The sequence below is a fragment of the Campylobacter concisus genome (assembly GCF_003048675.2).
GTDB classification, from domain to species: Bacteria; Campylobacterota; Campylobacteria; order Campylobacterales; family Campylobacteraceae; genus Campylobacter_A; species Campylobacter_A concisus_F.
The window spans coordinates 99,854-120,506 of the sequence record NZ_CP060707.1; the positions used below are offsets into that span (position 1 = coordinate 99,854).

General features: G+C 41.3%; 23 protein-coding genes and 1 pseudogene. 7 read left to right on the forward strand and 17 right to left on the reverse strand.

The window, feature by feature from the left end:
- Positions 1-1,145 precede the first annotated feature (1,145 nt).
- A complete protein-coding gene (typA, locus tag CVT00_RS00525) occupies positions 1,146-2,948 on the forward strand; it encodes a translational GTPase TypA (RefSeq protein ID WP_004317297.1) in 1,803 nt (600 codons plus the stop codon).
- Between the two features lie 1,059 nt (positions 2,949-4,007).
- Here typA and CVT00_RS00530 read toward each other — a convergent pair.
- Genes CVT00_RS00530 through CVT00_RS00555 form a run of 7 tightly spaced genes read right to left on the reverse strand, consistent with a single transcriptional unit; the run spans position 4,008 to position 8,438 of the window.
- Positions 4,008-4,430: a hypothetical protein gene (locus tag CVT00_RS00530; RefSeq protein WP_021088754.1), complete on the reverse strand. Its 423-nt coding sequence runs from the start codon at positions 4,428-4,430 to the stop codon at positions 4,008-4,010.
- A complete protein-coding gene (locus CVT00_RS00535; RefSeq protein ID WP_107915048.1) occupies positions 4,408-5,310 on the reverse strand; it encodes a DMT family transporter in 903 nt (300 codons plus the stop codon). The genes CVT00_RS00530 and CVT00_RS00535 overlap by 23 nt, the downstream gene beginning before the upstream one ends.
- 5 nt (positions 5,311-5,315) lie before the next feature.
- The gene (locus CVT00_RS00540) at positions 5,316-5,993 is read right to left on the reverse strand and encodes a DUF799 domain-containing protein (protein WP_087581966.1); all 678 of its coding nucleotides are present in this window, start codon (positions 5,991-5,993) and stop codon (positions 5,316-5,318) included.
- The gene (locus CVT00_RS00545; protein WP_107915050.1) at positions 5,983-6,387 is read right to left on the reverse strand and encodes a DUF4810 domain-containing protein; all 405 of its coding nucleotides are present in this window, start codon (positions 6,385-6,387) and stop codon (positions 5,983-5,985) included. Before CVT00_RS00545 ends, CVT00_RS00540 begins: the two co-directional genes overlap by 11 nt.
- Positions 6,372-7,040 carry a CsgG/HfaB family protein gene (locus CVT00_RS00550; RefSeq protein ID WP_009295049.1) on the reverse strand — a complete coding sequence of 223 codons (669 nt, stop codon included), beginning with the start codon at positions 7,038-7,040 and terminating at the stop codon, positions 6,372-6,374. Before CVT00_RS00550 ends, CVT00_RS00545 begins: the two co-directional genes overlap by 16 nt.
- 44 nt (positions 7,041-7,084) lie before the next feature.
- A complete protein-coding gene (locus CVT00_RS10120; RefSeq protein WP_230853766.1) occupies positions 7,085-7,588 on the reverse strand; it encodes an MATE family efflux transporter in 504 nt (167 codons plus the stop codon).
- Entirely contained in the window at positions 7,530-8,438 is a 909-nt protein-coding gene (locus CVT00_RS00555; RefSeq protein ID WP_230853767.1) for an MATE family efflux transporter, read from the reverse strand. Before CVT00_RS00555 ends, CVT00_RS10120 begins: the two co-directional genes overlap by 59 nt.
- Positions 8,439-8,590: 152 nt before the next feature.
- Here CVT00_RS00555 and CVT00_RS00560 point away from each other — a divergent pair, with 152 nt between their 5' ends.
- The 6 genes and pseudogenes from CVT00_RS00560 (at position 8,591) to CVT00_RS10345 (ending at position 12,500) form a co-directional block, all read left to right on the forward strand.
- Complete coding sequence (locus CVT00_RS00560; RefSeq protein WP_107915051.1) at positions 8,591-9,367, forward strand: acyl-CoA dehydratase activase; 777 nt, start codon at positions 8,591-8,593, stop codon at positions 9,365-9,367.
- Positions 9,354-10,511 carry a double-cubane-cluster-containing anaerobic reductase gene (locus tag CVT00_RS00565; RefSeq protein WP_107915053.1) on the forward strand — a complete coding sequence of 386 codons (1,158 nt, stop codon included), beginning with the start codon at positions 9,354-9,356 and terminating at the stop codon, positions 10,509-10,511. Before CVT00_RS00560 ends, CVT00_RS00565 begins: the two co-directional genes overlap by 14 nt.
- Positions 10,512-10,614: 103 nt before the next feature.
- Positions 10,615-11,187, forward strand: a pseudogene (locus CVT00_RS00570) (IS1595 family transposase).
- Positions 11,188-11,314: 127 nt separating this feature from the next.
- Positions 11,315-11,989 carry a hypothetical protein gene (locus CVT00_RS00575; RefSeq protein ID WP_103558283.1) on the forward strand — a complete coding sequence of 225 codons (675 nt, stop codon included), beginning with the start codon at positions 11,315-11,317 and terminating at the stop codon, positions 11,987-11,989.
- A 7-nt stretch (positions 11,990-11,996) separates the two neighbouring features.
- On the forward strand, positions 11,997-12,158 hold the full coding sequence (locus CVT00_RS00580; RefSeq protein WP_159071272.1) for a hypothetical protein: 162 nt from the start codon (positions 11,997-11,999) through the stop codon (positions 12,156-12,158).
- Between the two features lie 210 nt (positions 12,159-12,368).
- A complete protein-coding gene (locus tag CVT00_RS10345) occupies positions 12,369-12,500 on the forward strand; it encodes a hypothetical protein (protein WP_258033494.1) in 132 nt (43 codons plus the stop codon).
- A 116-nt stretch (positions 12,501-12,616) separates the two neighbouring features.
- On the opposite strand, the gene CVT00_RS00585 is transcribed toward CVT00_RS10345, so the two are convergent.
- The 10 genes from CVT00_RS00585 to CVT00_RS00630 all read right to left on the reverse strand — a co-directional run bounded on the left by CVT00_RS00585 (position 12,617) and on the right by CVT00_RS00630 (position 20,650).
- Complete coding sequence (locus tag CVT00_RS00585) at positions 12,617-12,775, reverse strand: hypothetical protein (RefSeq protein ID WP_159071273.1); 159 nt, start codon at positions 12,773-12,775, stop codon at positions 12,617-12,619.
- A 121-nt stretch (positions 12,776-12,896) separates the two neighbouring features.
- On the reverse strand, positions 12,897-13,559 hold the full coding sequence (locus CVT00_RS00590; RefSeq protein WP_103558282.1) for a hypothetical protein: 663 nt from the start codon (positions 13,557-13,559) through the stop codon (positions 12,897-12,899).
- On the reverse strand, positions 13,556-14,893 hold the full coding sequence (gene purF, locus CVT00_RS00595) for an amidophosphoribosyltransferase (RefSeq protein ID WP_103558281.1): 1,338 nt from the start codon (positions 14,891-14,893) through the stop codon (positions 13,556-13,558). Before purF ends, CVT00_RS00590 begins: the two co-directional genes overlap by 4 nt.
- Before the next feature lie 259 nt (positions 14,894-15,152).
- Positions 15,153-15,923, reverse strand: a complete 771-nt coding sequence (dapB, locus tag CVT00_RS00600) for a 4-hydroxy-tetrahydrodipicolinate reductase (protein ID WP_103558280.1) — start codon at positions 15,921-15,923, stop codon at positions 15,153-15,155.
- Positions 15,924-16,057: 134 nt separating this feature from the next.
- Positions 16,058-16,996: an NAD(P)/FAD-dependent oxidoreductase gene (locus CVT00_RS00605; RefSeq protein WP_009295038.1), complete on the reverse strand. Its 939-nt coding sequence runs from the start codon at positions 16,994-16,996 to the stop codon at positions 16,058-16,060.
- Between the two features lie 9 nt (positions 16,997-17,005).
- The gene (locus tag CVT00_RS00610) at positions 17,006-17,452 is read right to left on the reverse strand and encodes a hypothetical protein (protein ID WP_021089433.1); all 447 of its coding nucleotides are present in this window, start codon (positions 17,450-17,452) and stop codon (positions 17,006-17,008) included.
- The gene (gene trxA / locus CVT00_RS00615) at positions 17,452-17,766 is read right to left on the reverse strand and encodes a thioredoxin (protein WP_107849458.1); all 315 of its coding nucleotides are present in this window, start codon (positions 17,764-17,766) and stop codon (positions 17,452-17,454) included. The genes CVT00_RS00610 and trxA overlap by 1 nt, the downstream gene beginning before the upstream one ends.
- Positions 17,767-17,839: 73 nt before the next feature.
- Entirely contained in the window at positions 17,840-18,181 is a 342-nt protein-coding gene (locus CVT00_RS00620; protein ID WP_107915056.1) for a YraN family protein, read from the reverse strand.
- A 1-nt stretch (position 18,182) separates the two neighbouring features.
- Positions 18,183-19,445 carry a homoserine dehydrogenase gene (locus CVT00_RS00625; RefSeq protein ID WP_021089485.1) on the reverse strand — a complete coding sequence of 421 codons (1,263 nt, stop codon included), beginning with the start codon at positions 19,443-19,445 and terminating at the stop codon, positions 18,183-18,185.
- Positions 19,442-20,650, reverse strand: coding sequence for an LL-diaminopimelate aminotransferase (locus tag CVT00_RS00630; RefSeq protein WP_103558277.1), 1,209 nt, complete (start codon positions 20,648-20,650; stop codon positions 19,442-19,444). Before CVT00_RS00630 ends, CVT00_RS00625 begins: the two co-directional genes overlap by 4 nt.
- Between the last annotated feature and the right edge of the window lie 3 nt (positions 20,651-20,653).

The following is a 20,653-nucleotide window of genomic DNA, read 5'->3' on the forward strand; positions in this document are numbered from 1 at the left end:
AGCGCTGTTTGCGATATCTTTTACCATTTGATTTAGCTCTGATTTATTGTCGCTGCTAAAGGTCTCCTCGCTTGGCTCAGCCTCGCTCATCTGCTCTCTTTCTGGAAAGAGTAGCGACTCAAGAGTTGGGGCTTTTTGTGCCTTTTGCTCGTGTAAATTTACCTTTACTTTTGGCTCTTTTGGCTGCTCCTCTGGCTCAACATCTACTATCTCATCATCAAGCTTTACTTTACTATCATCTAGTTTTTTAGGCTCTTCTTTGACTAAATTTTTAACTTCATTTGTTGGATTTGCCACCACCTCTTTTAGCAAAGTATCAAGCTTTACGACCTCTTTTGGCTCGTTTTTGATGATAGTTTGCTCGACCTCGTTTTTTAGCTCTTTTAGGTAAAAAGGCTTGTCCTCGGTCTTTATCGGCGTGAAAAATTCCTGCTTGCCCAAATTTTTAAACATATCGTTTAGTTTTGGCACATCTTCATTTGAAATTTCTATATTTTCAAGGCCAAGGTCAAATTTTTTAGCAAGGTCGATAAGATCGCTAACGCTTTTAACGTTGCTAAGCTCTTCGACGTTTTCGGGCACACTTAAGAAATTTGCTATTTTGTCGCTGAAATTTGGAAATTTGCTTACTTTTTCATTGCCATTTAGGATCTCTAAAACTTGCAAAAGCTGCATGAAATTTGCATTTTCATAGAGCTCATTTTTTGTATCTTCGTCCAAATTTTCTTCAAGTGCGGCTGAAATTTTTGCCACGCTTTCGTTTTGTGCCTTTTCTATCGTCTCTTTTTGGATATCAACAGTTTTTACTATCTCTTTGACATCCTTTTCGGTGATCTTTTGACCGCTATTTGCCTTGCTCGCAGCCGCATCTAAAACCATCGACAAAAACTCGCCGTTGTTTTGAGACTTCTTCGCAGCTGCAGGCTTTTTAGTAGCCGCAGGAGCTAGCAAATCTACGTTGTTTTTCGCTGTGTAAGCTTGCATTTAATCCCTTTAAATTTAAAAACTTAACGCTTACATGCAAAATCTATTCCAAAAATTAATTTCTTGATATCAGCTTAAAATTTATAAAAATTTGGATATAATCTGCCCCTATTTTAAAACTGATAAAGCGAAAAATATCAAACTAATAAACGGAGAAAAATTTGGAAAAGATACGAAATATAGCCGTCATCGCGCACGTCGACCACGGTAAAACAACAATGGTTGATGAGCTTTTGAAGCAGTCAGGAACATTTAACGAGCATCAAAACCTTGGCGAGCGCGTAATGGATAGCAACGACATCGAAAGAGAGCGTGGCATCACGATCCTTTCTAAAAACACCGCCATTCGCTACAAAGATACAAAGATCAACATCATTGACACCCCGGGCCACGCCGACTTTGGTGGCGAGGTAGAGCGTGTTCTTAAGATGGTTGATGGCGTTTTACTACTTGTCGATGCGCAAGAAGGTGTTATGCCACAAACTAAATTTGTCGTCAAAAAGGCGCTATCTCTTGGACTTCGCCCAATCGTCGTCGTAAATAAGATAGACAAACCTGCAGGCGATCCAGACCGCGTTATAAATGAAATTTTTGACCTTTTTGTTGCACTTGATGCAAACGACGAGCAGCTAGAATTTCCAGTCGTTTATGCTGCTGCTAAAAATGGCTACGCAAAGCTAAAACTAAGCGATGAAAACAAAGATATGCAGCCACTTTTTGAGACTATCCTAGCTCACGTACCAGCTCCAAGCGGTAGCGACGAGAACCCACTTCAGCTTCAAGTTTTCACGCTTGATTATGATAACTACGTCGGCAAGATCGGCATTGCGAGGATTTTTAACGGCAAGATAGCTAAAAACCAAAACGTCATGCTTGCAAAAGCTGATGGCACAAAAACAACTGGTAGAATTTCAAAACTTATCGGCTTTATGGGACTTGATAGGATCGATATAAACGAGGCTGGCACTGGCGACATCGTAGCGATCGCTGGCTTTGACGCGCTTGACGTTGGCGATAGCGTCGTTGATCCAAACAACCCTCATCCGCTTGATCCGCTCCATATCGAAGAGCCAACACTTAGCGTTGTATTTTCTGTAAATGACGGCCCACTAGCAGGCACTGAGGGCAAACACGTCACATCAAATAAGATCGATGAGCGCCTTGCAAACGAGATGAAGACAAATATCGCGATGAAGTATGAAAACATCGGCGAGGGCAAATTTAAAGTAAGCGGCCGTGGCGAGCTTCAGATCACCATTTTGGCTGAAAATATGCGCCGTGAGGGCTATGAGTTTTTACTTGGCAGACCTGAGGTCATCGTAAAAGAGATAAACGGCGTAAAATGCGAGCCATACGAGCTTTTAGTGATCGATGCACCTGATGATACGACAGGCACTGTCATAGAAAAACTTGGCAAAAGAAAGGCTGAAATGGTCTCTATGAACCCAACAGGCGACGGCCAAACAAGGATAGAATTTGAGATCCCAGCGCGTGGCCTTATCGGCTTTAGAAGTCAGTTTTTGACTGATACAAAAGGCGAGGGCGTTATGAACCACAGCTTCTTGGAGTTTAGACCGCTTAGCGGCACCGTCGAGCATAGAACAAATGGCGCGCTAGTTTCTATGGAAAACGGCGTAACGCTTGCTTATTCGCTATTTAACTTACAAGATCGTGGCGTGCTCTTTCTTGATCCGCAAGCAAAAGTATATGTGGGCATGATCATCGGCGAGCACAGCCGTCCAAACGACCTTGACGTAAATCCTATCAAGGGCAAAAACCTAACGAACGTGCGTGCTAGTGGCAGTGACGATGCGATCAAGCTAGTGCCGCCTAGAAAGCTAAGTCTTGAGCGCGCGCTAGAGTGGATAGAAGATGACGAACTAGTCGAGGTTACGCCTATAAATATCCGCGTTCGCAAGCGCTATTTAGACCCAACAGAGCGCAAAAGAAAAGCAAAACTATAATCCAAATTTGCTAGCAAAATCCCTTTGATACCAGCCAAAGGGGCTAGCAAGTTAATTTAATCCCAAAAGCAAATTTAATAATCTAGTTTGTAAATTTATCTGTTTATGTCAAGTTGGGCTGGTTAAATTTAGGTGAATTTTTGGTTTTAACTGATGTAAATTTAGAAAGGCTGCTTTTTGTTTTTTGGTTCTGGCGCTTCAAATTTGTAAATTTATGCTTGATAAGTAAATTTGTCTGATCTGATGCCGTCATGAGAAATTTATAGAGTAGTTTGCGTTTTACAAAGACTATTTTTGTACGTGAAAAAGCAAGTAGCTGTGGTGATTGAATTTGTTTTTTTGAATTTGTAAAAGGGTTAAATTTAGGTTTTGAGAGCTGTTAAATTTGCTTATTTGACTATCTCTGCATCCAAATTTTTGTAGTGGCTAAAATTTTAAATTTGTGGCTTGACTGAATTTACTTGCGTGGTTGTAGTGGTGTTGCGTCGAATGGCTACTTTATTCGCACAAACGAGCTAAATAGTGAAATTTGGTTTTTGCTTCTAAAATTATGCAAGATAGAGGTTTTGTAAATTTAAATTTATATCGGCTAGCGCTTGAGTAAAAAGATAATGTAGCAGTTGGCAGAATTTAAATTTCTATGACGCGGATTTGGAGAGAGCTTTATGGTGAAAAAGCAGACTAAATTTAATGAAATTTAGTCCTTTCTTGCTCTAAATTTGTAAATTTATGTGAGTTGGCGGAGCCTGAATGACTTAAATTTGGTTTTAGCTGGTAACTTTAGATATTGGCGCAAATTTATATCAGCCAGTGCTTGGCTAAAGCATCTGGCAGACTTTAAATTTCAAAATATAGTCTGGAGCGAGGCTTATAATACGAGATAGGCTAAATTTAGTTTGGACATTTGTAAATTTATCTAATTAGTAGATTAAATTTAAACCTTGTCTAAAAAACTAGCTTTTAAAACCGCTCTTGCAAGCTGTGAAATTTAGCAAATTTATCACCTCAAACCACAACAAAACTACCTAAATTTATAAAAAGTGCAAGGCGTAAATTTAACTAACGGATCTTTTTTAGTTTTGACTTTGAAATTTTATAAATTTTTGATGGCGTATCTTCAAAAAATCGTTCATCAACAACTTCATCAGCCACGCTTCTAGCCCAAACTTCGTCAAATTTCATACCATTTTTGTTTGCGCTGCTTGAGTAAAGCCAGTCAAATTTGGTTAAAAATTTCTCATGTTCGCACTCTTTTACGACCCTGATCGCCTTTAAATTTGGATATAAAAATGTCGTCTTTCTCGAGCGACGGATGAAATTTTTATACTTTTTTGGCGCTCTAGCAAGCTCACGTAAAACGCTAAATTTAGCCGTCGTGATGAGGCAGGGTTTGCCCTCACTTCGCATTTTAGCGTGGTTTATCTCCTTGTAGTCCTTGCTTAAAAAGCCAGCTGTCGTGTCAGTTTGCGCTAGGTATATCATCTCTCTTCTTTGAAAGTAAAAATATGCATGATATGATGAGAGCAAAGCCTAAAAAGTCCCAAAAGACAAATTTCGTCTCAAGCCAAAAGTAGCCAAAAAATGCCGCGCTTAGTGGCTCTATGCAGGCTATCATGCTGGCCTTTGAGGCGCCTATGAGCTTAACTCCAGTCATATAAAAGCTAAATGCAAATATCGTGCCAAGCGTGATAACGGCGAAAAATGCCAGCCACTGCGCCGTGCCACTAAGCCCTGCAAACTCCCACACTCTCATATAAAGGCAAAGCACCACGCCACCTATCACCATGCCCCAGCCAAGCGTGAGCGTGACTGAGTATTTGGCATTTAGCCTTGCGGGAGCTAGGTTATAAACGCAGACGCAAACAGCGCTTACTAAGCACCAAAATAGCGCTTCTGGCGAGATGACAAGGGCTGAAATTTGCGCATGAGTTGCCAAGAAAAATACACCAAGCATCGCGCATAGTAGTGCTAAAATTTCAAGCGGCCTTGGCGCTCGCTTCTCTTTTAGGCAAATGATAGCTAGGATGAGGACTGGAGCGGTGTATTGAATGACGGTCGCAACTGCGGCGTTTGAGAGCTCGATCGAGTAAAAGTAAGCATACTGCGTCATCATAAGTCCAAGCAGGGCGTATGTGAGAAGCTCGGTCATCAGTTTTACGTCAGTAACTGGCGCAAAAACGGCCTTTGGAGCCTTAAAAGCGTAGTAGAGCACGATAAAAGCACCAGCTAGCAAGAGCCTATAAGGCACTAGAAAATCAGCGCTAATGCTTTGCGAGAAGAGATACTGCCCGCAAACTCCGCTAAATCCCCAAAGCACGCCACCAACTAGCGTAAAAAGCACTCCAAGTTGATGGCTAGACATTAAATTTATCTATCTTTATATAGCTGGGCGTCTTTGCCGTAGTGAGGCGAATAAGGCCCATAAAGTATGCAGTCGCGGCAGTTTCTAGAAAAGAGGTAGGCATCAGCCCTTACTGCTAGGTCGTATGATCTATCTGAGATAGTGTTTGCTACCTGCGTGATGACGGCTGAGACTAGCATGCCAAGCAGGCTGTTTTGCCCATTACCGCTATCCTCTGCGGCTGCTGCCTCGCCCTGCCAGAGCGTCGCGCCACTTTTTATATCGACTAGCTTTGCTTCAAGCACTACCTTTGTCGAGCTTGAGACCACGACGTAGCTTGTGCCGTAGTCTTTGATATTTATGTAAAGCACGCTATCGGCGTGGAAAATTTTATCAAGCTTATTTAGAGGCACGGCTGCGATCTCGCTTGGCTCGGTTATGCCATTTTGCTTAAATGTATCATTTACAAGAGCCACTGGAAATACATAGTATCCAGCCTCGCTAAGTGGGGCTACTGAGTTAGCCAAAACCGCTGCTGAGCCGCTTACTTCGGTGCTATCGTTTGTTGGCATGAGCACTAGGATGGAGCGTGGCTTTTTTTGCAAAAAGGCTGAGTAGTCGTATGGCTCAGGCTCTTTGAAAGAACAACCCGCAAAAAACAGCGCAAGAAGCGTCACAGCTATAAATTTCAGGCTATTTTTCATCTTTCGCTCCCTCTTTTTTGCTCTGCTTTTTCGGGGTTAAATTTTTAGAGCCTTTGATGAAATTTATAAATTCTCTTGACTCTGGGAAATTTTGCACCTCTTTGTCAAAATTTGCATTTGCAGCGCCTAAATTTCCATTATTTAAGTATAAAAGTCCAAGGTGCGCGTATAGCCCTGGCGCAACCTTGTAGCCCCTTTGGGTTGAGGTTTGCACTAAATTTTCTAAGCGTGAAATTTGCTCAGTTGCGTCGCCATCTTCGCTTAGATAGCTATATAGCGAGCTACTATATGTGCCATCCCAGTAGTAAAGCGACCTTGGGCCACTTGCGTTGCTGCACCCTGCTAGCACGAGCGCAAGAGCGCCAAGGCTGGCAAGCTTTATTTTACTTGCCATGCTCCGCTTTCTATGCCATTTACTAGGTTATTTACCGCTTCAACTATCGCTAGGCTTAGCACCTTGCCATTTAGCGTAGAGTCGTATCCTGCGGTGCCGCCAAAGCCGATGATCTCTCTGTTTGAAAGGGTGTATTCGCCGGCGCCACTAACTGAATATACAACCTCAGCCGTTTTGGTATCGACAACGTTTAAATTTACCTTTGAGTAGGCAGTTTGTTGCTTACCTTTGCCAAGTATGCCAAATAGCTGGTGATCGCCTGTTGTCTTGCGTCCAAACTCAGTCACATCGCCAGTTATGACGTATCTTGAGCCTTTTAAATTTTGAGCCTCTTTGCTTAGCTCGCTCTCTTGTTTGAGGACTGACATATTTGATCTCTCAAGCACCGAAAATCTACCGCTTTGCTGTAAATTTGTGATTAGGATGCTTTGAGCTTGGTTGCCAAGTCTATCCTCGCCGTCGCTAAAGGCGCCGTTTTGATAGGCTGATTGGTTATTAAAGCGGCCAATAGAAACTGAGACCTTTTTGCCGTTATAAACTGAGCCGTAGCTTGCTACTTTTGGAGTTTCTACCACTCTTGAGCTCTCGCTAGCGCACCCTGCAAAAAGCGCTGCGATCACTAGAGCTGCACTAAATTTTAAAACATTTTTCATCTTTATCCTTTGTGACAAAATCGTGTGTATATTACTACTTTTTTTTAAATGGCTCGAAATTTCATCCACGTGCCATTTGCGTATCTGCGCACAAAGAGCACCGCCTTTACCGCCCAGTCGGCAAACATCGCAAACCAAGTGCCTATCATGCCAAGATTAAAGGTGAGCGCAAAGATATAAGCTAGCACGATCCTGCAGGCAAACATGCAGGCTAAATTTACTATCATCGGATATTTTGCGTCCCCAGCAGCACGAAAAACGGTCGGATAGGTGTAGGCAAGCGGCCAGATGAGGCACATCGCGATGCCGTGATACCAGACGATCTGCCTTGTTAAATTTATGGCTTCGCTTGAGAGATTATAAACGCGAAGTAGCGGCTCAAGAAGCAGTAACACGGCAGCCGTGCTAAAAATCTGCACGATGTAGATGCTTAGCATTGATTTTCTTACGTAAAATTTAGCCTGATTAAAGTCATTTGCGCCGATACATCTAGCCACGACGACGCTTAGGCCTGTGCCTATCGCCATGCCAGGGAGCACCTGAAACATCACGATAGTCCCCGCCCACGGCATTTGCAGCGATGCTCGCCGTGCCAAAGAGCGAAACAAGGCTCAAAACGATGATGCGACCCACGTAAAACATCGAATTTTCAAAGCCATAAGGCACGCCGATATTTAAAATTTTCTTGATGATCTCGTAGTCAAATTTATAGATAAGGCTCTTTCTTATGTGAAGTTTTAGCTTGATATCAAGTAGCAGATAGACGATGACAAAGCAAGCGATCGCTCTTGCTATGAGCGTGCTAATGGCGATACCAAGCACCCCTGTGTGAAATGTGTAGATGCTAATGGCAGTTAGCAGCACATTTAGTAAATTTGCAGCCGCCATGATATACATAGGTAGCTTTGCGTTTGACATCGTGCGAAAGATCGCCGCAGCTGCTGCATAGACTGCTAGAAAGGGCTCTGAAATGGCGGAGAAAACGAGATAGTGGCTAGCATCGCTCCTCACTTGCTCGCCGATATCGCCAAAGACTTTATCTAAGATGAGGTCTTTTAAAAGGATGATGGCAATGGCTATAAAGATGGCGAAAATTAGGCTAAACCAAACTAGCTGATCGGCGGTATTTCTGGCGTTGCCACTTTGTTTGCTACCTAGATACTGGCTAGCGACCACCGAGCCACCAGTGGCTATAGCGGTAAATATGCTAATAAATAGCGCCATGACAAACTCCACAAGGCTTACCGCACTTACCGCACTTTCGCTAACACTTGCTGCCATTAGCGAGTTAGCAAGCCCTAGGCTATACTCTAAAAACTGCTCTACGGCGATAGGGAAAAATAGCCTTGTAAGGTCGGCATTTGAGAAAAATCTCTGCTCGTTTGTCAAATTTTTCAAATTTCATCCCCTTTGTAAAGTGTGGGTAAATTATAAATTTTAAAAGGTGAAAAGGCTATAAATTTTTGGGTCTTATTTATTGACAAATTTGTCTTAAAGGGAGTAAAATCACGCCAGTTCTAAGTTTTAGAAAGACCTTTTTTGGATATAAAATGCACTCAATCGGAATCGATATCGGCTCAACTTCTGCAAAAGTAGCAGTCATGGAAGCTAGCGGCGAGATAAAGGAGCTATTTTTACTCCCAACAGGCTGGAGCAGCGCAGATACGGCCATGCTTATAAAAGAGCAAGTTTTAGCTTTAGGCCTTGGCGAGCTATATTTTACAGCGACAGGCTATGGCAGAGTCTCGGTGCCATACGCTGATAAAACCCTTACAGAGATCACCTGCCACGCACTTGGGGCGCACTACTTTTGCAAAAGCGACTGCACCGTTATCGATGTGGGCGGTCAAGATACGAAGGCTATCAAGCTTGAAAATGGCGCAGTGACGGACTTTACGATGAATGATAAATGCTCAGCCGGCACTGGTAAATTTCTTGAAATTATGTCAAACCGCCTTGGAGTTAGGTTTGATGAGCTTACACGCCTTGCTAAAAATAGCGACAAAGATATCGCTATAAGCTCGATGTGCACGGTCTTTGCGGAGTCTGAGATCATAAGCCTTATCGCTCAAAACGTCTCACGAGAAAATATCGCAAAAGCAGTGATCGTCTCAGCTATAAATAAAATTTCAAATTTGGTCAAAAAACAGGCAAATACGAGCTATTTTCTAAGCGGTGGCTTTAGTAAGAGCGAGTATGTGAGAGAAAATTTAGAAGCGTGCTTGCAAGCTAGCGTCACCACGCACAAAGATGCGATCTACTGCGGTGCGATCGGTGCTGGCCTTGCAGGGATAAGAAATTTAAGGAGAGAAGATGGCAATAAATGAGAGTATGAATTTAAGCGAAATTTTCGCTACCTATGACAGCGCTAAGAAAAATTTAGCCCAAAACGTCGAAGCGGTCAAAAATAGCGGTCAAAAGATTGCAGCGATATTTTGCACCTACACGCCAAGAGAGATCATCCACGCAGCAAATGCCCACAGCGTGAGTGTCTGCGCTACTGGTGATAACGCGGTGGTTGAGGGTGAAAAGTACCTGCCTAAAAACCTCTGCCCGCTCATAAAGGCAAGCTATGGCTTTGCTAAGGCAAACAAGTGCCCATTTGTGCGAAACTCTGATATCGTTATCGGCGAGACTACCTGCGACGGCAAGAAAAAGATGTATGAGCTAATGGGTGAGTTTAAAGACGTCCACGTCATGCACCTGCCACATTTCAAGAGCCAAAAGAGCTTGGAGCTTTGGCAAGATGAGGTTAGGGAGCTAAAGGAGCGGCTGGAGGCTAAATTTGACGTGAAAGTGAGCGACGAGGAGCTTAGAAACTCTATCAGGCTATTTAACAAAGAGCGCGAGCTAATGGGAGAAATACAAAATTTCATGAAGCTAACGCCACCACCGATGAATGGCAAAGAGCTGCACGCACTGCTATATGGAAATGGCTTTATATTTGATAAAAAGGAGCAGATAAGCGACCTTGAGATCATCGTAAATAAGCTAAAAGAGTGCGTGAGAGATAAAATTTCACCCGTGCATAAAGATGCCAAACGCATCATCATCACAGGCTGTCCAAGTGGCGGGGTCTATGACAAGATAGTCCCAGCCATAGAAGAGGCAGGCGGCGTTGTGGTGGCTTACGAAAACTGCACTGGAACTAAAAACTTTAGCAACCTTGTCGATGAAAATGACGATCCTATTAGCGCCATCGCCAAGCGCTACATGGCGATACCTTGCTCTATCATGTCGCCAAATAAAGATAGAGAAAATGTGCTTCAAGAGATGATAAAAGAGTATAAGGCGGACGGCGTGATCGACGTTGTGCTGCAAGCCTGTCACACCTACAACGTAGAAACTACCAATATAAAAAGGGCGTGCAACGACGTAGATACGCCTTATATGGCGCTTGAGACGGACTTTTCGACGAGCGACGCTGGGCAAATCAAGACAAGGCTGGAGGCATTTATAGAGATGCTTTAGGATAAATTTAAAAGAGCAGGGTGGCTAAATTTAGCTTTAAATTTAAAATAGCTGACTTGAGAGATGGTGAAATTTACTAAATTTACAAGTCAGCAGTTCCCGAATTTCAGAAAAGAAATTTAGAGAAATTTTATGGTATTTTTCATCTGGCATAGAAGTTGTAAAATATCAGAATTTTAATTGCTAGCAAGTGTGAAAAAATATCTAAGTTTTCAGGGGAAATTTCCAAACTTGCCTAGAAGCTTTGCTTTGAAATAGACAAAAGCTACTCTACCTCACTACGCTTGCAGCTGTAAATAGACGGTATGCTAAAGCGTGACGGCAAAGTTTATACTAGGATAGTTAAAAATTGCTCTGTTAGTGAACTAATACTAATATTATCACAATATAGCGAGCTTAAAGCTTTACTATATACTCTGATTGTCAAAAAGCTTATGATGGATTGGTGGATTACGAAGCTTTAGCGCACTACAGAGTAAAACACTCCAAAAATAAATTCGCTAATAACCATATAAATGGCATGAGAATTCTAAAGGCTATGCTAAACATAGATTGTCTAAATTTAAAGGGATAGAAAAGAGAATTTCCTGCTTCATCTTAAAGAGTGTGTTCTGCTTGCAGCTACGAGCGTAGCGAAGTAGAGTTTAGTTATAAAACTACACAAAAGGACCTATAGCAGAAACTATTTAAATTGATAAGAGAAAAACCGCTTAAGTTTAATTGAGTCATTTATAATTTTAAAAATGTATTGATCTGAGCCAAATTTAAATATATAATTAAGAAAATTTAAAAGAGGAGTGGTTATGCAAAGCAAATTCTTAAAAATAGCCCTGGCGTGGATCGGTGCATTTTTTTGTATGTGGCTATTTGGCAATCACATGCTTGATGTGTCTTTTATTCCACCACCATTTTTTTTCTTTGTGGCACTTTTATATACAGCAGTTACTTTTGCAAAAGATAAAGAGGATTTTCATGGTAATAAAATAAGTGTATTTGAGAACGTTTTTGTAAAGATAATAATTACTTGGTTTATTGCTTTTTTTATTGTTCTTAGGTTTAAATTTATTACTTCGACCTTTTTGATTGGAATAGTCTTATTTATAACTTTAATATATCTACCGATCCTTTTTTGGGGTTATAAATATATTGTCGAAAGAGAAAAAATAAAGAGCAAAATGGTTCTCAAAGTTCTTGCTATTATTACATACTTTGCTTTTATAATAGCTCTTTATTATGCTTCTTTTGCTACATTCGACTCTACTGGAATACAAACTATTCCATTTAATGTCAGGTTTCAGCAAGGAGTCATAACTTGTATTATTTTTTATTTTCTTATGAGATATATTTTGTTTTGCAAGGTTTTCACGTATGATGATAAAATTTTATTTAACGGACGATGGCTTATGCTTCTATTGGCATGCCTCATCGGACCTGCTCTTTTTGTGTGCTCTATTGTAAAAATAATAACCATTATATAGTAGTAGCATGCTCGAACTAAAAACCCACGATGAATTTTTTGAGTTTAGCCATAACTCGGTCCATAAGCTTCTAGTTCCAAAAGATATAATATCTCAGCTAGAAGCTGACTTTACAGCAATAGGTAACTTTCCAGAGATAGTAAAGGCATTAAAGAAGGTGCGATGTTAGATATAGCCCAAACTATAAGCGATAGAATAAGTGTGCTATACTCGCCTATTAAATAAACTCCATAGCTCTAGCATTATGTAAATGGCACATAGTGCTAGAGATTTTGAACAAAGTTTAAAAACTTCTTAAAAATAAAGCCATAAAAAATGTATGATAAAAGATTTCTTTTTTTGGTAAAATACGGCTATTATAAAAACAGAAAGGAACAAGATGACGAATAATATTAAGTTATTTTTAAGAGGGATAGCTAAGGTATTTGAAGTCCCAGATGATATATTGCCATTATACAGAAGTGAAATTGTCCTTGCAATAATTGGTGTTGTTTTATTTCTTTTTTTATAACCTATATACAAAATAAGCTTAAGCGAAAGTATATTGATTAAAAGTGATAACTAAAAATTAAAAAAGTGAAAAATTTCAATTTAAAAATAGATATTTTTTAAAAAATATGCAGGAAATCATCCTGTATATTTAAAATCAAGCAAAAGCCACCATGCAGAAGCATCTTTATAAATATATCTCATGTGTTTATAATCATAAAGAACCGAATTCCACTTTTCATCGCCATTTTTCATTTTGTCGTTATACTCTTTAGGCTTTTTCTCTATATCCGACAAATAAACTCCAAGCAGGAGTATTACTTACAGCCAACGAGCCAACTAAAACCGAAGCTAAAATTTGTTTTTTCATTTTGGTTTAAAAAGGCATTGGCTTGTTAAAAAGTCTAAATTTTAGCGTTTAATAGGTGCAGAGTATGTCAAGCAGTCTTCCAAGTTTTTGCATATCATTTAAGAAAAGCTGGTTTGGTTTTTGTGTAAATTCTTTAGCTTCGTCTAGGATTTTGGGCTCAGCAATGCTATAAGCAAACTCCTTTTTTAGGATCTTTGCCCCCTTTTTATAAACAAATTTTGCCTCGATAAAACTTGCAAAAAAGCTATCATCTCTTAAATAGTAGTTGGTGGCCGCATTTACAAAAACTGACTTTTGAGCCAAAAACTCACCGCAAACGTCGTTTTGTGAGCTAAATTTAACACTCTCAACCACGTCAGGTCTTATCTCGTAAAACCTTATCTCGCTAGATTTTTTAAGAGCCAAAACGTCACTAGTTTTGTTTAAATTTATAGAGGAGCTATTAGCTTTAATGACGTTTATAACGCCACTTACTAGAGAGTAAGCTCTTGTCGTTTTGTTTTGATCAAGAAAATTTACCATGCCAAAAAATGGCACGCTGGCATTTTTATCAGCCAAATTTGGCATGTTTTTTATTAGTAGCTGCTGCTTTTCGCCGTTTAGCTCAAAGTAGCTCACCATGATGGAAATTTCATCCTTTTTGCTAGGCGTCTTTTGCGAGCAGCCTGCAAAAAAGAGCGCTGCAAGCAGCAAAACTACTAAATTTCTCATTTTATGAAATAATCACCATCAAAGCTTACAAGCGAGTATTTTCTCTCGTTGCCGATGCTCTCTTTAAGCTCCTCGATGCTTAAAAACTCCAAGCTATCGGCGCCGATGTACTCTCTGACCTCTTCTACACTTTTTTTAGCGCTTATTAGCTCCTCAAAGCTTGGTGTGTCGATGCCGTATCGCTCAGGATACTTGAGCTCAGGGCACGCAACTCTGAAGTGAATTTCTTTCGCCCCTGCGTGTCTTAAAAGATCGACCACCTTTTTAGAAGTAGTGCCACGAACGATGCTATCATCGATCACTACGATGCTTTTACCAGCTAGCACGCTTGACATTGGGTTTAGCTTTAGTTTGACCTTTAAATTTCTCATCTCTTGGCTTGGCTCGATAAAGGTTCTGCCCACATAGTGATTTCTAGTGATGGCTAGCTCAAATGGGATCTTACTCTCATTTGCGTATCCAAGCGCTGCTGGCACGCCGCTATCTGGCACAGGCACTACAAAGTCAGCCTTTACCTTGCTCTTTCTAGCAAGCACCTCGCCCATCTTTTTTCTCACTTCATAGACGCTTTTGCCCTCTATCACGCTATCTGGGCGTGCAAAGTATATGTACTCAAAGGCGCAAACTCTAGGCTCTGGCTCGAAAATTTGCAAGCTTTGAAACTCGCTCTTGCCATGCTCAAAAACTATCATCTCGCCAGGTCTAACATCTCTTATAAATGTCGCTCCCACAAGGTCAAACGCGCAAGTCTCGCTAGCTACGATATATCCGCCGTCCTTTAGCCTGCCAAGGCTTAGCGGCCTAACTCCCCAGCGGTCTCTGATGGCAAAAGTCTTGTGGCGTGACTGTACGAGCAAGCAGTAAGCACCTTTTATCTTGTCAAGTGCTGCGATGATGCGGTCTTGCAAGTGTTCGTCGTGGTTTCTTGCGATGAGGTGGATGATGTTTTCTGTGTCCATATTTGTCTGAAATATCGCGCCATCTTTGATGAGCTCGTCTCTAACCTCGTCTTTATTGACCAAATTTCCGTTATGAACGATCGAGATTTGACCTAAGGCGTAGTTGGCGGCTATTGGCTGGGCGTCGCGGCCTGAGTTTTTGCCAGCTGTCGCGTAGCGGTTGTGACCGATCGCCATGTCGCCTTTTAGTGAGCTTAATATCTCTTCGTTAAAGACCTCGGTGACTAGGCCGTTGCCCTTGTGAGTGGAAATTTCTCCGTCGTTACAGACACTGATGCCACTTGCCTCTTGACCGCGGTGTTGCATAGAAAATAGCGCATAATACGCCGTTTTCGCCGCATCTTTAGAATTTATGATACCAACTATCGCACACATCTTTTATCCTCTTTTCATCTTTTTAAATTTTTAAATTTCATAGCCAATGCTAAACACTTTTTATAAGTGTTTGTTGTCTAATGGCTGGCACATTTGCCGTTATTTGCACCATTTATAACAATCCAAATACGCTAAAACTAAATTTTATCATCTTAAATCAAACTCACCAGCTCTTAAATTTTGGCGATTTTCGCGCTCTGGCAGGTAGAATTTATCGCCAAATTCTAGCTTGTAGCTCTGCACATCATCAAGACTAAATTTAATCATCAAGCCCCAAACTATCGTCTATTGAGTAAAGACCACTGCTTTGATCTTTTAGCCAGATAGCAGCCTTGATCGCACCTTTTGAAAAGGTCGCTCTACTAGTTGCCGTGTGGTTTAGCTCAATAAATTCGCCGTCATTGTAAAAGCCAACCGTGTGACGACCGACCACGTCGCCTCCACGAAGCGCCATAACAGCGATCTCGTCTTTGCTTCTTGCGCCCACCATGCCAGCTCGTCCAGTTACTAAAACATCTTTTAAATTTAGATCTCTGGCCTCTGCGACGCAGCCTGCTAAAGTCATTGCAGTGCCACTTGGAGCGTCCTTTTTGTGTCTGTGGTGCTGCTCGACGATCTCTATATCAAATTCTCTTAAAACTTTCGAGGCGATCCTTGCTATGCGGTTTAACACTGCTACGCCTAGACTCATGTTTGTTGCGTAGAGTATCGGCATAGCTCCTGATGCTAGGTGAAGCAAGTTTTTCTCATCGTCATTTAGTCCAGTCGTGCCGATGACTAGTGGTTTTGGGTTGGTCCTAGCGTAGTTTAGCAGTGCTACGGTCGCCTCTTTTTGGCTAAAGTCGATGATGACGTCGCACGCTTCAAAAAATTTAGCAAAGTCGTTTGTCAAAAGCTCGCTACTTAAATTTTCAACCTCATTTTTTTGGCTAAAAGCGACGCTTAAAATGGCATTTTTCTCATCTTTTAAACAAGAGATGATACTTTGAGCCATCTTGCCGCTAGCGCCGTAAAGTCCTATTTTTACCAAAATTTATCCTTTGAATTTTGGTTGAAATTTAGCATAAATTTTATTATAGGGAGATTACGAATTGGCTTTTAAAAAATGTGGAAATTTGGATAAAAAAGAGAAATTTAGCCAAAAAATTTGGCTAAATTTGAGTATTAATGTAAGCTTTCTATGTAGCTCATAGCACTAAGTGCAGCCACAGCGCCATCGCCTGCTGCTACGATGACTTGCTTTGGAGCATCCTCTCTGATGTCGCCTGCTACAAAGAGCCCTTTTAGGCTAGTTTGCATCTTGAGATTTGTCTTAACTTGTCCGCCATCAGCCATTTCGCAGATAAATTTGCCGTTTTCATCTTTTAAAATTTCGTTATTTACATTTAGTCCGACAAAGGTGAAAATGCCCGGCACATCAAGCACACGCTCGCCATTTTTGGTATCAAGCACGATCTTTGTTAGACCCATCTTATCGCCAAGCGCCTCTTTTACAGTCGCACTTGTTATAAACTCGATCTTCTCATTTTTTCTAGCTTTTTCAACGGTTGTTGGCGCTGCTCTAAACTCGTCGCGTCTATGCACAAGATAAACTTTTGAGCAGATATTTGCTAGATAAAGTGCCTCTTCAACAGCTGTGTCGCCACCACCAAGGACGGCTACCTCTTTGTTTTTGTAAAAGAAGCCATCGCATGTCGCGCATGTGCTAACGCCTTTGCCAAAGAACTCGTCCTCGCCTTTAAAGCCAGCACGTCTTGGGGTTGAGCCAGTCGCTACGATGACAGCTTTTGCCTGCTCGCTTTTGCCGCCCTCAAGTAAAATTTCAAAGCTACCGTCGCTATTTTTTCTAACACCAACGACGTTTGCCCACTTGTGAACTAGTCCAAATGCGCTGCACTGCTTCCACCAAGTGCTCATAAAGTCAAAGCCGCTTTCGCCAGGGGCTTTTTGACCTGGGTAGTTTTCTATCTCTGAGCTAGAGGTGATCTGACCGCCAGGCTCGCCTTTTTCAAACATTACAACATTTTTTAATCCGCCTCTAGTGGCGTAAAGTCCGGCGCTTAGTCCTGCTGGACCGCCTCCGATGATCGCTAAATCAAGCATAAATTTCCTTTATTCTAAAACTTTTATGGACGAATTTTGTTTGTAAATTTCGCCCCTTTGATGAACTATCTCAACACTGCTAGGAAGCTTTGTAATGCTTAAATTTCGCATCAGCTCTAAAACTGTATTTATATCAGAGCTTATGTATTTTAGTGTTGAGTTTGACTCATATCTTTTTTGAAAGATATCGATCGCCACAACTGTTTCATTTTTGGTTGGTAAAATTTCATCTAATTTTGACTGATTTGAACTGAAGATTAAAAGCGTGTATTTTGGCTCTTTTGGAGTGAAAATTTCGCTTTTTTCGTAAAAAACTAGCTTCGCAAAATCAACAAATTTATACTGTGAAAAACGATAGTTGCTGTACGCAAATGCAGCCGCTATCATAGCTGCACCAAAAAATGAACCAAATATATAGGTAAGAGGAAGCAGACTTCCTCTTCTTTTTTCGCTCATTAAAGAAGCGAATTTAGTTTGTCAGTTAGGGCTTGTTTTGACTGCGCACCGACCATTTGCTCAACTAGCTCGCCATTTTTGAAAAATAGCAATGTTGGGATCGATCTGATGCCAAACTCAACTGCAAGATCTTGCTCTTCATCAGTATTTACCTTGCAAATTTTCGCTTTGCCCTCGAAGTCTTCAGCAAGCTCTTCGATCACTGGAGCTAGCATACGGCAAGGTCCGCACCATGGAGCCCAGAAATCTACTAGAGCAACGCCTTCTTTTGTTACATCAAAATTTTCTTTTGTGAGTTCGATGTATTTTCCCATTTGTTCTCCTTATTTTCAAGATGTGGCAATTATACAAAATCAAATTTAAATTTTAGATAAATAATAAATTTTATTATAAACTAATATTTTCTATTAGCTTAAAATTTTCATTTTTAATAACAAGTAGATCAAGCTGAAAGTCCCTGTTTGGCTCATTTTTCATCATATAAAAATTTATTGTTTTTAAAATTTTCATATATTTTGCCTTGTTTAGCCTATACTCCGCTTCGTATTCTCCGCTAGTTGCTTTTACTTCAATAAAATGCAAAATTTTATCGTTACTTAGCGCGATGATGTCGATCTCGCCAAATTTAGAGTGGAAATTTCTCTCTAAAATTACAAAACCAAGCTTAAGCAAAAACTCGCACGCCCTGTCTTCTGAGCTCTTGCCAAAGAGATACTCTTTTAGCCCCAAGCTACTCCTCGATCCTCATCATAAATGGCTCTTCTTTTATATACTCTTGCTCTTTTAGAAGCTCTATCGTTCGCTTTGCATCAGCCTCTAAGCTCGTGTGCGTCGTGAAAAATAGCACGGCATACTCGCTCTCATCTTTTGGCTTTTGTAATAAGCTATCAATCGAGAGGTTGTTTTCACTCATCAAATTTGTTATCTTTGCTAGCACGCCCATTTTGTCTTCGACTTTTAGCCTAAAGTAGTATTTTGTCTTTATCCTGTCGCGATCAAGCAGCTCTAAGGTGTTTAGCTCAAATGGCGCTTTGTATCCAAGCATAGGCGACTTGCTATCTCTTGCAATGTCGATAAGATCGCTAATTACTGCGCTCGCTGTTGCGTCGCCACCAGCTCCTGGACCATAGTACATAGTCTCGCCAACGACCTCGCCAACGACGCTGATTGCATTTGTCACACCGCTTGCCTTTGCTATCATTTTGTTTTGTGGTACAAGCGCTGGATGCACGCGTAGTTCGACCTTGCCCTCACTTTTTTTGGCGATAGCTAGAAGTTTTATTGAGTATTCGAAATCTTTTGCGAAAAATATGTCTTCTGGCGTGATGCCTTGTATCCCCTCGATCAAGATGTCCTCTGGATCTCCGTGCACGCCGTATGCGATGCTTGCAAGGATGAGAAGCTTGTGAGCCGTGTCAAAGCCACCCACGTCAAAAGTAGGATCAGCCTCAGCGTATCCAAGCTCTTGTGCCTTTTTAAGCGCATCTTTGAAATTTGAGCCCTCATTCATCATCGAGGTTAAGATATAGTTGCTAGTGCCATTTAGTATGCCATTTATGCTTAGGATGTGGTTGGCGCTAAGCCCCTCTCTTAAGGCTCTGATGATCGGTATGCCACCAGCTACGCTTGCTTCAAAGCCAAATGGCGTGTTTTTGGCTAAATTTTGCAAAGCATATCTATGATAAGCAAGAAGTGCCTTGTTTGCAGTGACGACCGCTTTTTTGCGCTTTAAAATTTCACTCACCACTCTAAAAGGCTCTTCAACACCGCCCATAAGCTCAACAAAAACATCGATATCATCGCGATTTATGACGCTATTTATATCGTCAGTCAAAGGGATGCCAGCGTCTCTTTTTTTATTTAAATTTCTAACCACACCGATGACTGGCACTATCTCTTCGCCACATCTTGCTGCGATTAGCTTTTTGTTTTTTAGTAAAATTTTTGCAACCGACTCACCAACGGTTCCAACGCCTAATATCGCTACATTCATTCAAATTCTTTCAAATATTTTTTTATATTTCTTGCTGCTTGTCTTATCCTATTTTCGTTTTCGATAAGAGCTAAGCGCACATAGTCGTTTCCGCCCTCGCCAAAACCAATGCCCGGACTAACAGCAACTGAAGCCTTTGTAAGAAGCTGCTTTGAAAACTCAAGACTGCCTAAGTGGCTCACCTTTGGTGGAAGTTTCGCCCAGATAAACATGCTAGCATTTGGCTTTTTAAGCTCCCAACCAGCCTGAGTAAAGGCCTCTATCATCACATCTCTTCTTTTTTCATAAATTTGGCGTATCTCTTCAACGCAGCTTTGATCGCCGTCAAGTGCGACCGTGGCAGAGACTTGTATCGGCGTAAACATGCCGTAATCAACCCATGATTTTATCTTTTTAAGCGCAGCGCAAAGTCTCTTGTTTCCGCACATGAAGCCAACTCTCCAGCCAGCCATGTTGTAGCTTTTTGAAAGAGTGTAGCACTCGACCGCGACATCTTTTGCGCCTTCTACTTCAAAGATGCTTGGAGTTTTGTAGCCATCAAAGGTAAGATCAGCGTAGGCGATATCAGAGATGATGTAAAATCTCTCTTGCTTTGCGATGCTTACAAGGCGCTCGTAAAAGCTCTTTTGCACGGTCACGGTCGTTGGATTGTGTGGGAAATTTACGACTACATATTTTGGCTTTGGCGAGCTTGCATGTATCGTCTGGATTAAGTTTTCAAAAAATTTATTCTCATCTAGCTCAAATTTATCATTATAGTGAAGCGGCATCTTTGCGACGCTTCCGCCAGCAAATAAAAACGCTTGCGTGTGTATCGGATATGCAGGATCAGGCACGATAGCCACGTCACCTGGGTTTATCACGGCTTGAGCAAGATGCACAAAGCCCTCTTTGCTACCCATTGTGGCTACTGCTTCAGTTTCTGGGTCTAAATTTACGCCATATTTTCTCTTATACCAGTTGCAAATGGCAAGGCGGAGCTTGTAAATTCCAGCACTGGCTGAGTAGCCGTGGGTCTTATCTTTTTGCGCGCTTTCGCATAGTTTATCAACGATGTGCTGCGGTGTTCTGCCCTCTGGGTTGCCCATAGAAAAGTCGATGATGTCCTCGCCAGCTCTGCGTGCTGCCATTTTTATAGCATTTACTTCGGCAAAAACGTAGTTTGGCAAACGCTCAATTGTATTAAATCTTATCTCATCAAACACTGT

Coding starts and splice junctions, on each gene's coding strand:
- purF (WP_103558281.1), bottom strand. CDS start 14,893: ATGTGTGCGATAGTTGGTATCATAAATTCTAAAGATGCGGCGAAAACG.
- CVT00_RS00540 (WP_087581966.1), bottom strand. CDS start 5,993: ATGAAAAATAGCCTGAAATTTATAGCTGTGACGCTTCTTGCGCTGTTT.
- CVT00_RS00560 (WP_107915051.1), top strand. CDS start 8,591: ATGCACTCAATCGGAATCGATATCGGCTCAACTTCTGCAAAAGTAGCA.
- CVT00_RS00590 (WP_103558282.1), bottom strand. CDS start 13,559: ATGAGAAATTTAGTAGTTTTGCTGCTTGCAGCGCTCTTTTTTGCAGGC.
- CVT00_RS00580 (WP_159071272.1), top strand. CDS start 11,997: ATGCTCGAACTAAAAACCCACGATGAATTTTTTGAGTTTAGCCATAAC.
- CVT00_RS00545 (WP_107915050.1), bottom strand. CDS start 6,387: ATGGCAAGTAAAATAAAGCTTGCCAGCCTTGGCGCTCTTGCGCTCGTG.
- CVT00_RS10345 (WP_258033494.1), top strand. CDS start 12,369: ATGACGAATAATATTAAGTTATTTTTAAGAGGGATAGCTAAGGTATTT.
- CVT00_RS00575 (WP_103558283.1), top strand. CDS start 11,315: ATGCAAAGCAAATTCTTAAAAATAGCCCTGGCGTGGATCGGTGCATTT.
- CVT00_RS00565 (WP_107915053.1), top strand. CDS start 9,354: ATGGCAATAAATGAGAGTATGAATTTAAGCGAAATTTTCGCTACCTAT.
- CVT00_RS00610 (WP_021089433.1), bottom strand. CDS start 17,452: ATGAGCGAAAAAAGAAGAGGAAGTCTGCTTCCTCTTACCTATATATTT.
- CVT00_RS00550 (WP_009295049.1), bottom strand. CDS start 7,040: ATGAAAAATGTTTTAAAATTTAGTGCAGCTCTAGTGATCGCAGCGCTT.
- trxA (WP_107849458.1), bottom strand. CDS start 17,766: ATGGGAAAATACATCGAACTCACAAAAGAAAATTTTGATGTAACAAAA.
- CVT00_RS00605 (WP_009295038.1), bottom strand. CDS start 16,996: ATGCTTGATTTAGCGATCATCGGAGGCGGTCCAGCAGGACTAAGCGCC.
- CVT00_RS00530 (WP_021088754.1), bottom strand. CDS start 4,430: ATGATATACCTAGCGCAAACTGACACGACAGCTGGCTTTTTAAGCAAG.
- CVT00_RS00625 (WP_021089485.1), bottom strand. CDS start 19,445: ATGAATGTAGCGATATTAGGCGTTGGAACCGTTGGTGAGTCGGTTGCA.
- CVT00_RS10120 (WP_230853766.1), bottom strand. CDS start 7,588: ATGTTTCAGGTGCTCCCTGGCATGGCGATAGGCACAGGCCTAAGCGTC.
- CVT00_RS00535 (WP_107915048.1), bottom strand. CDS start 5,310: ATGTCTAGCCATCAACTTGGAGTGCTTTTTACGCTAGTTGGTGGCGTG.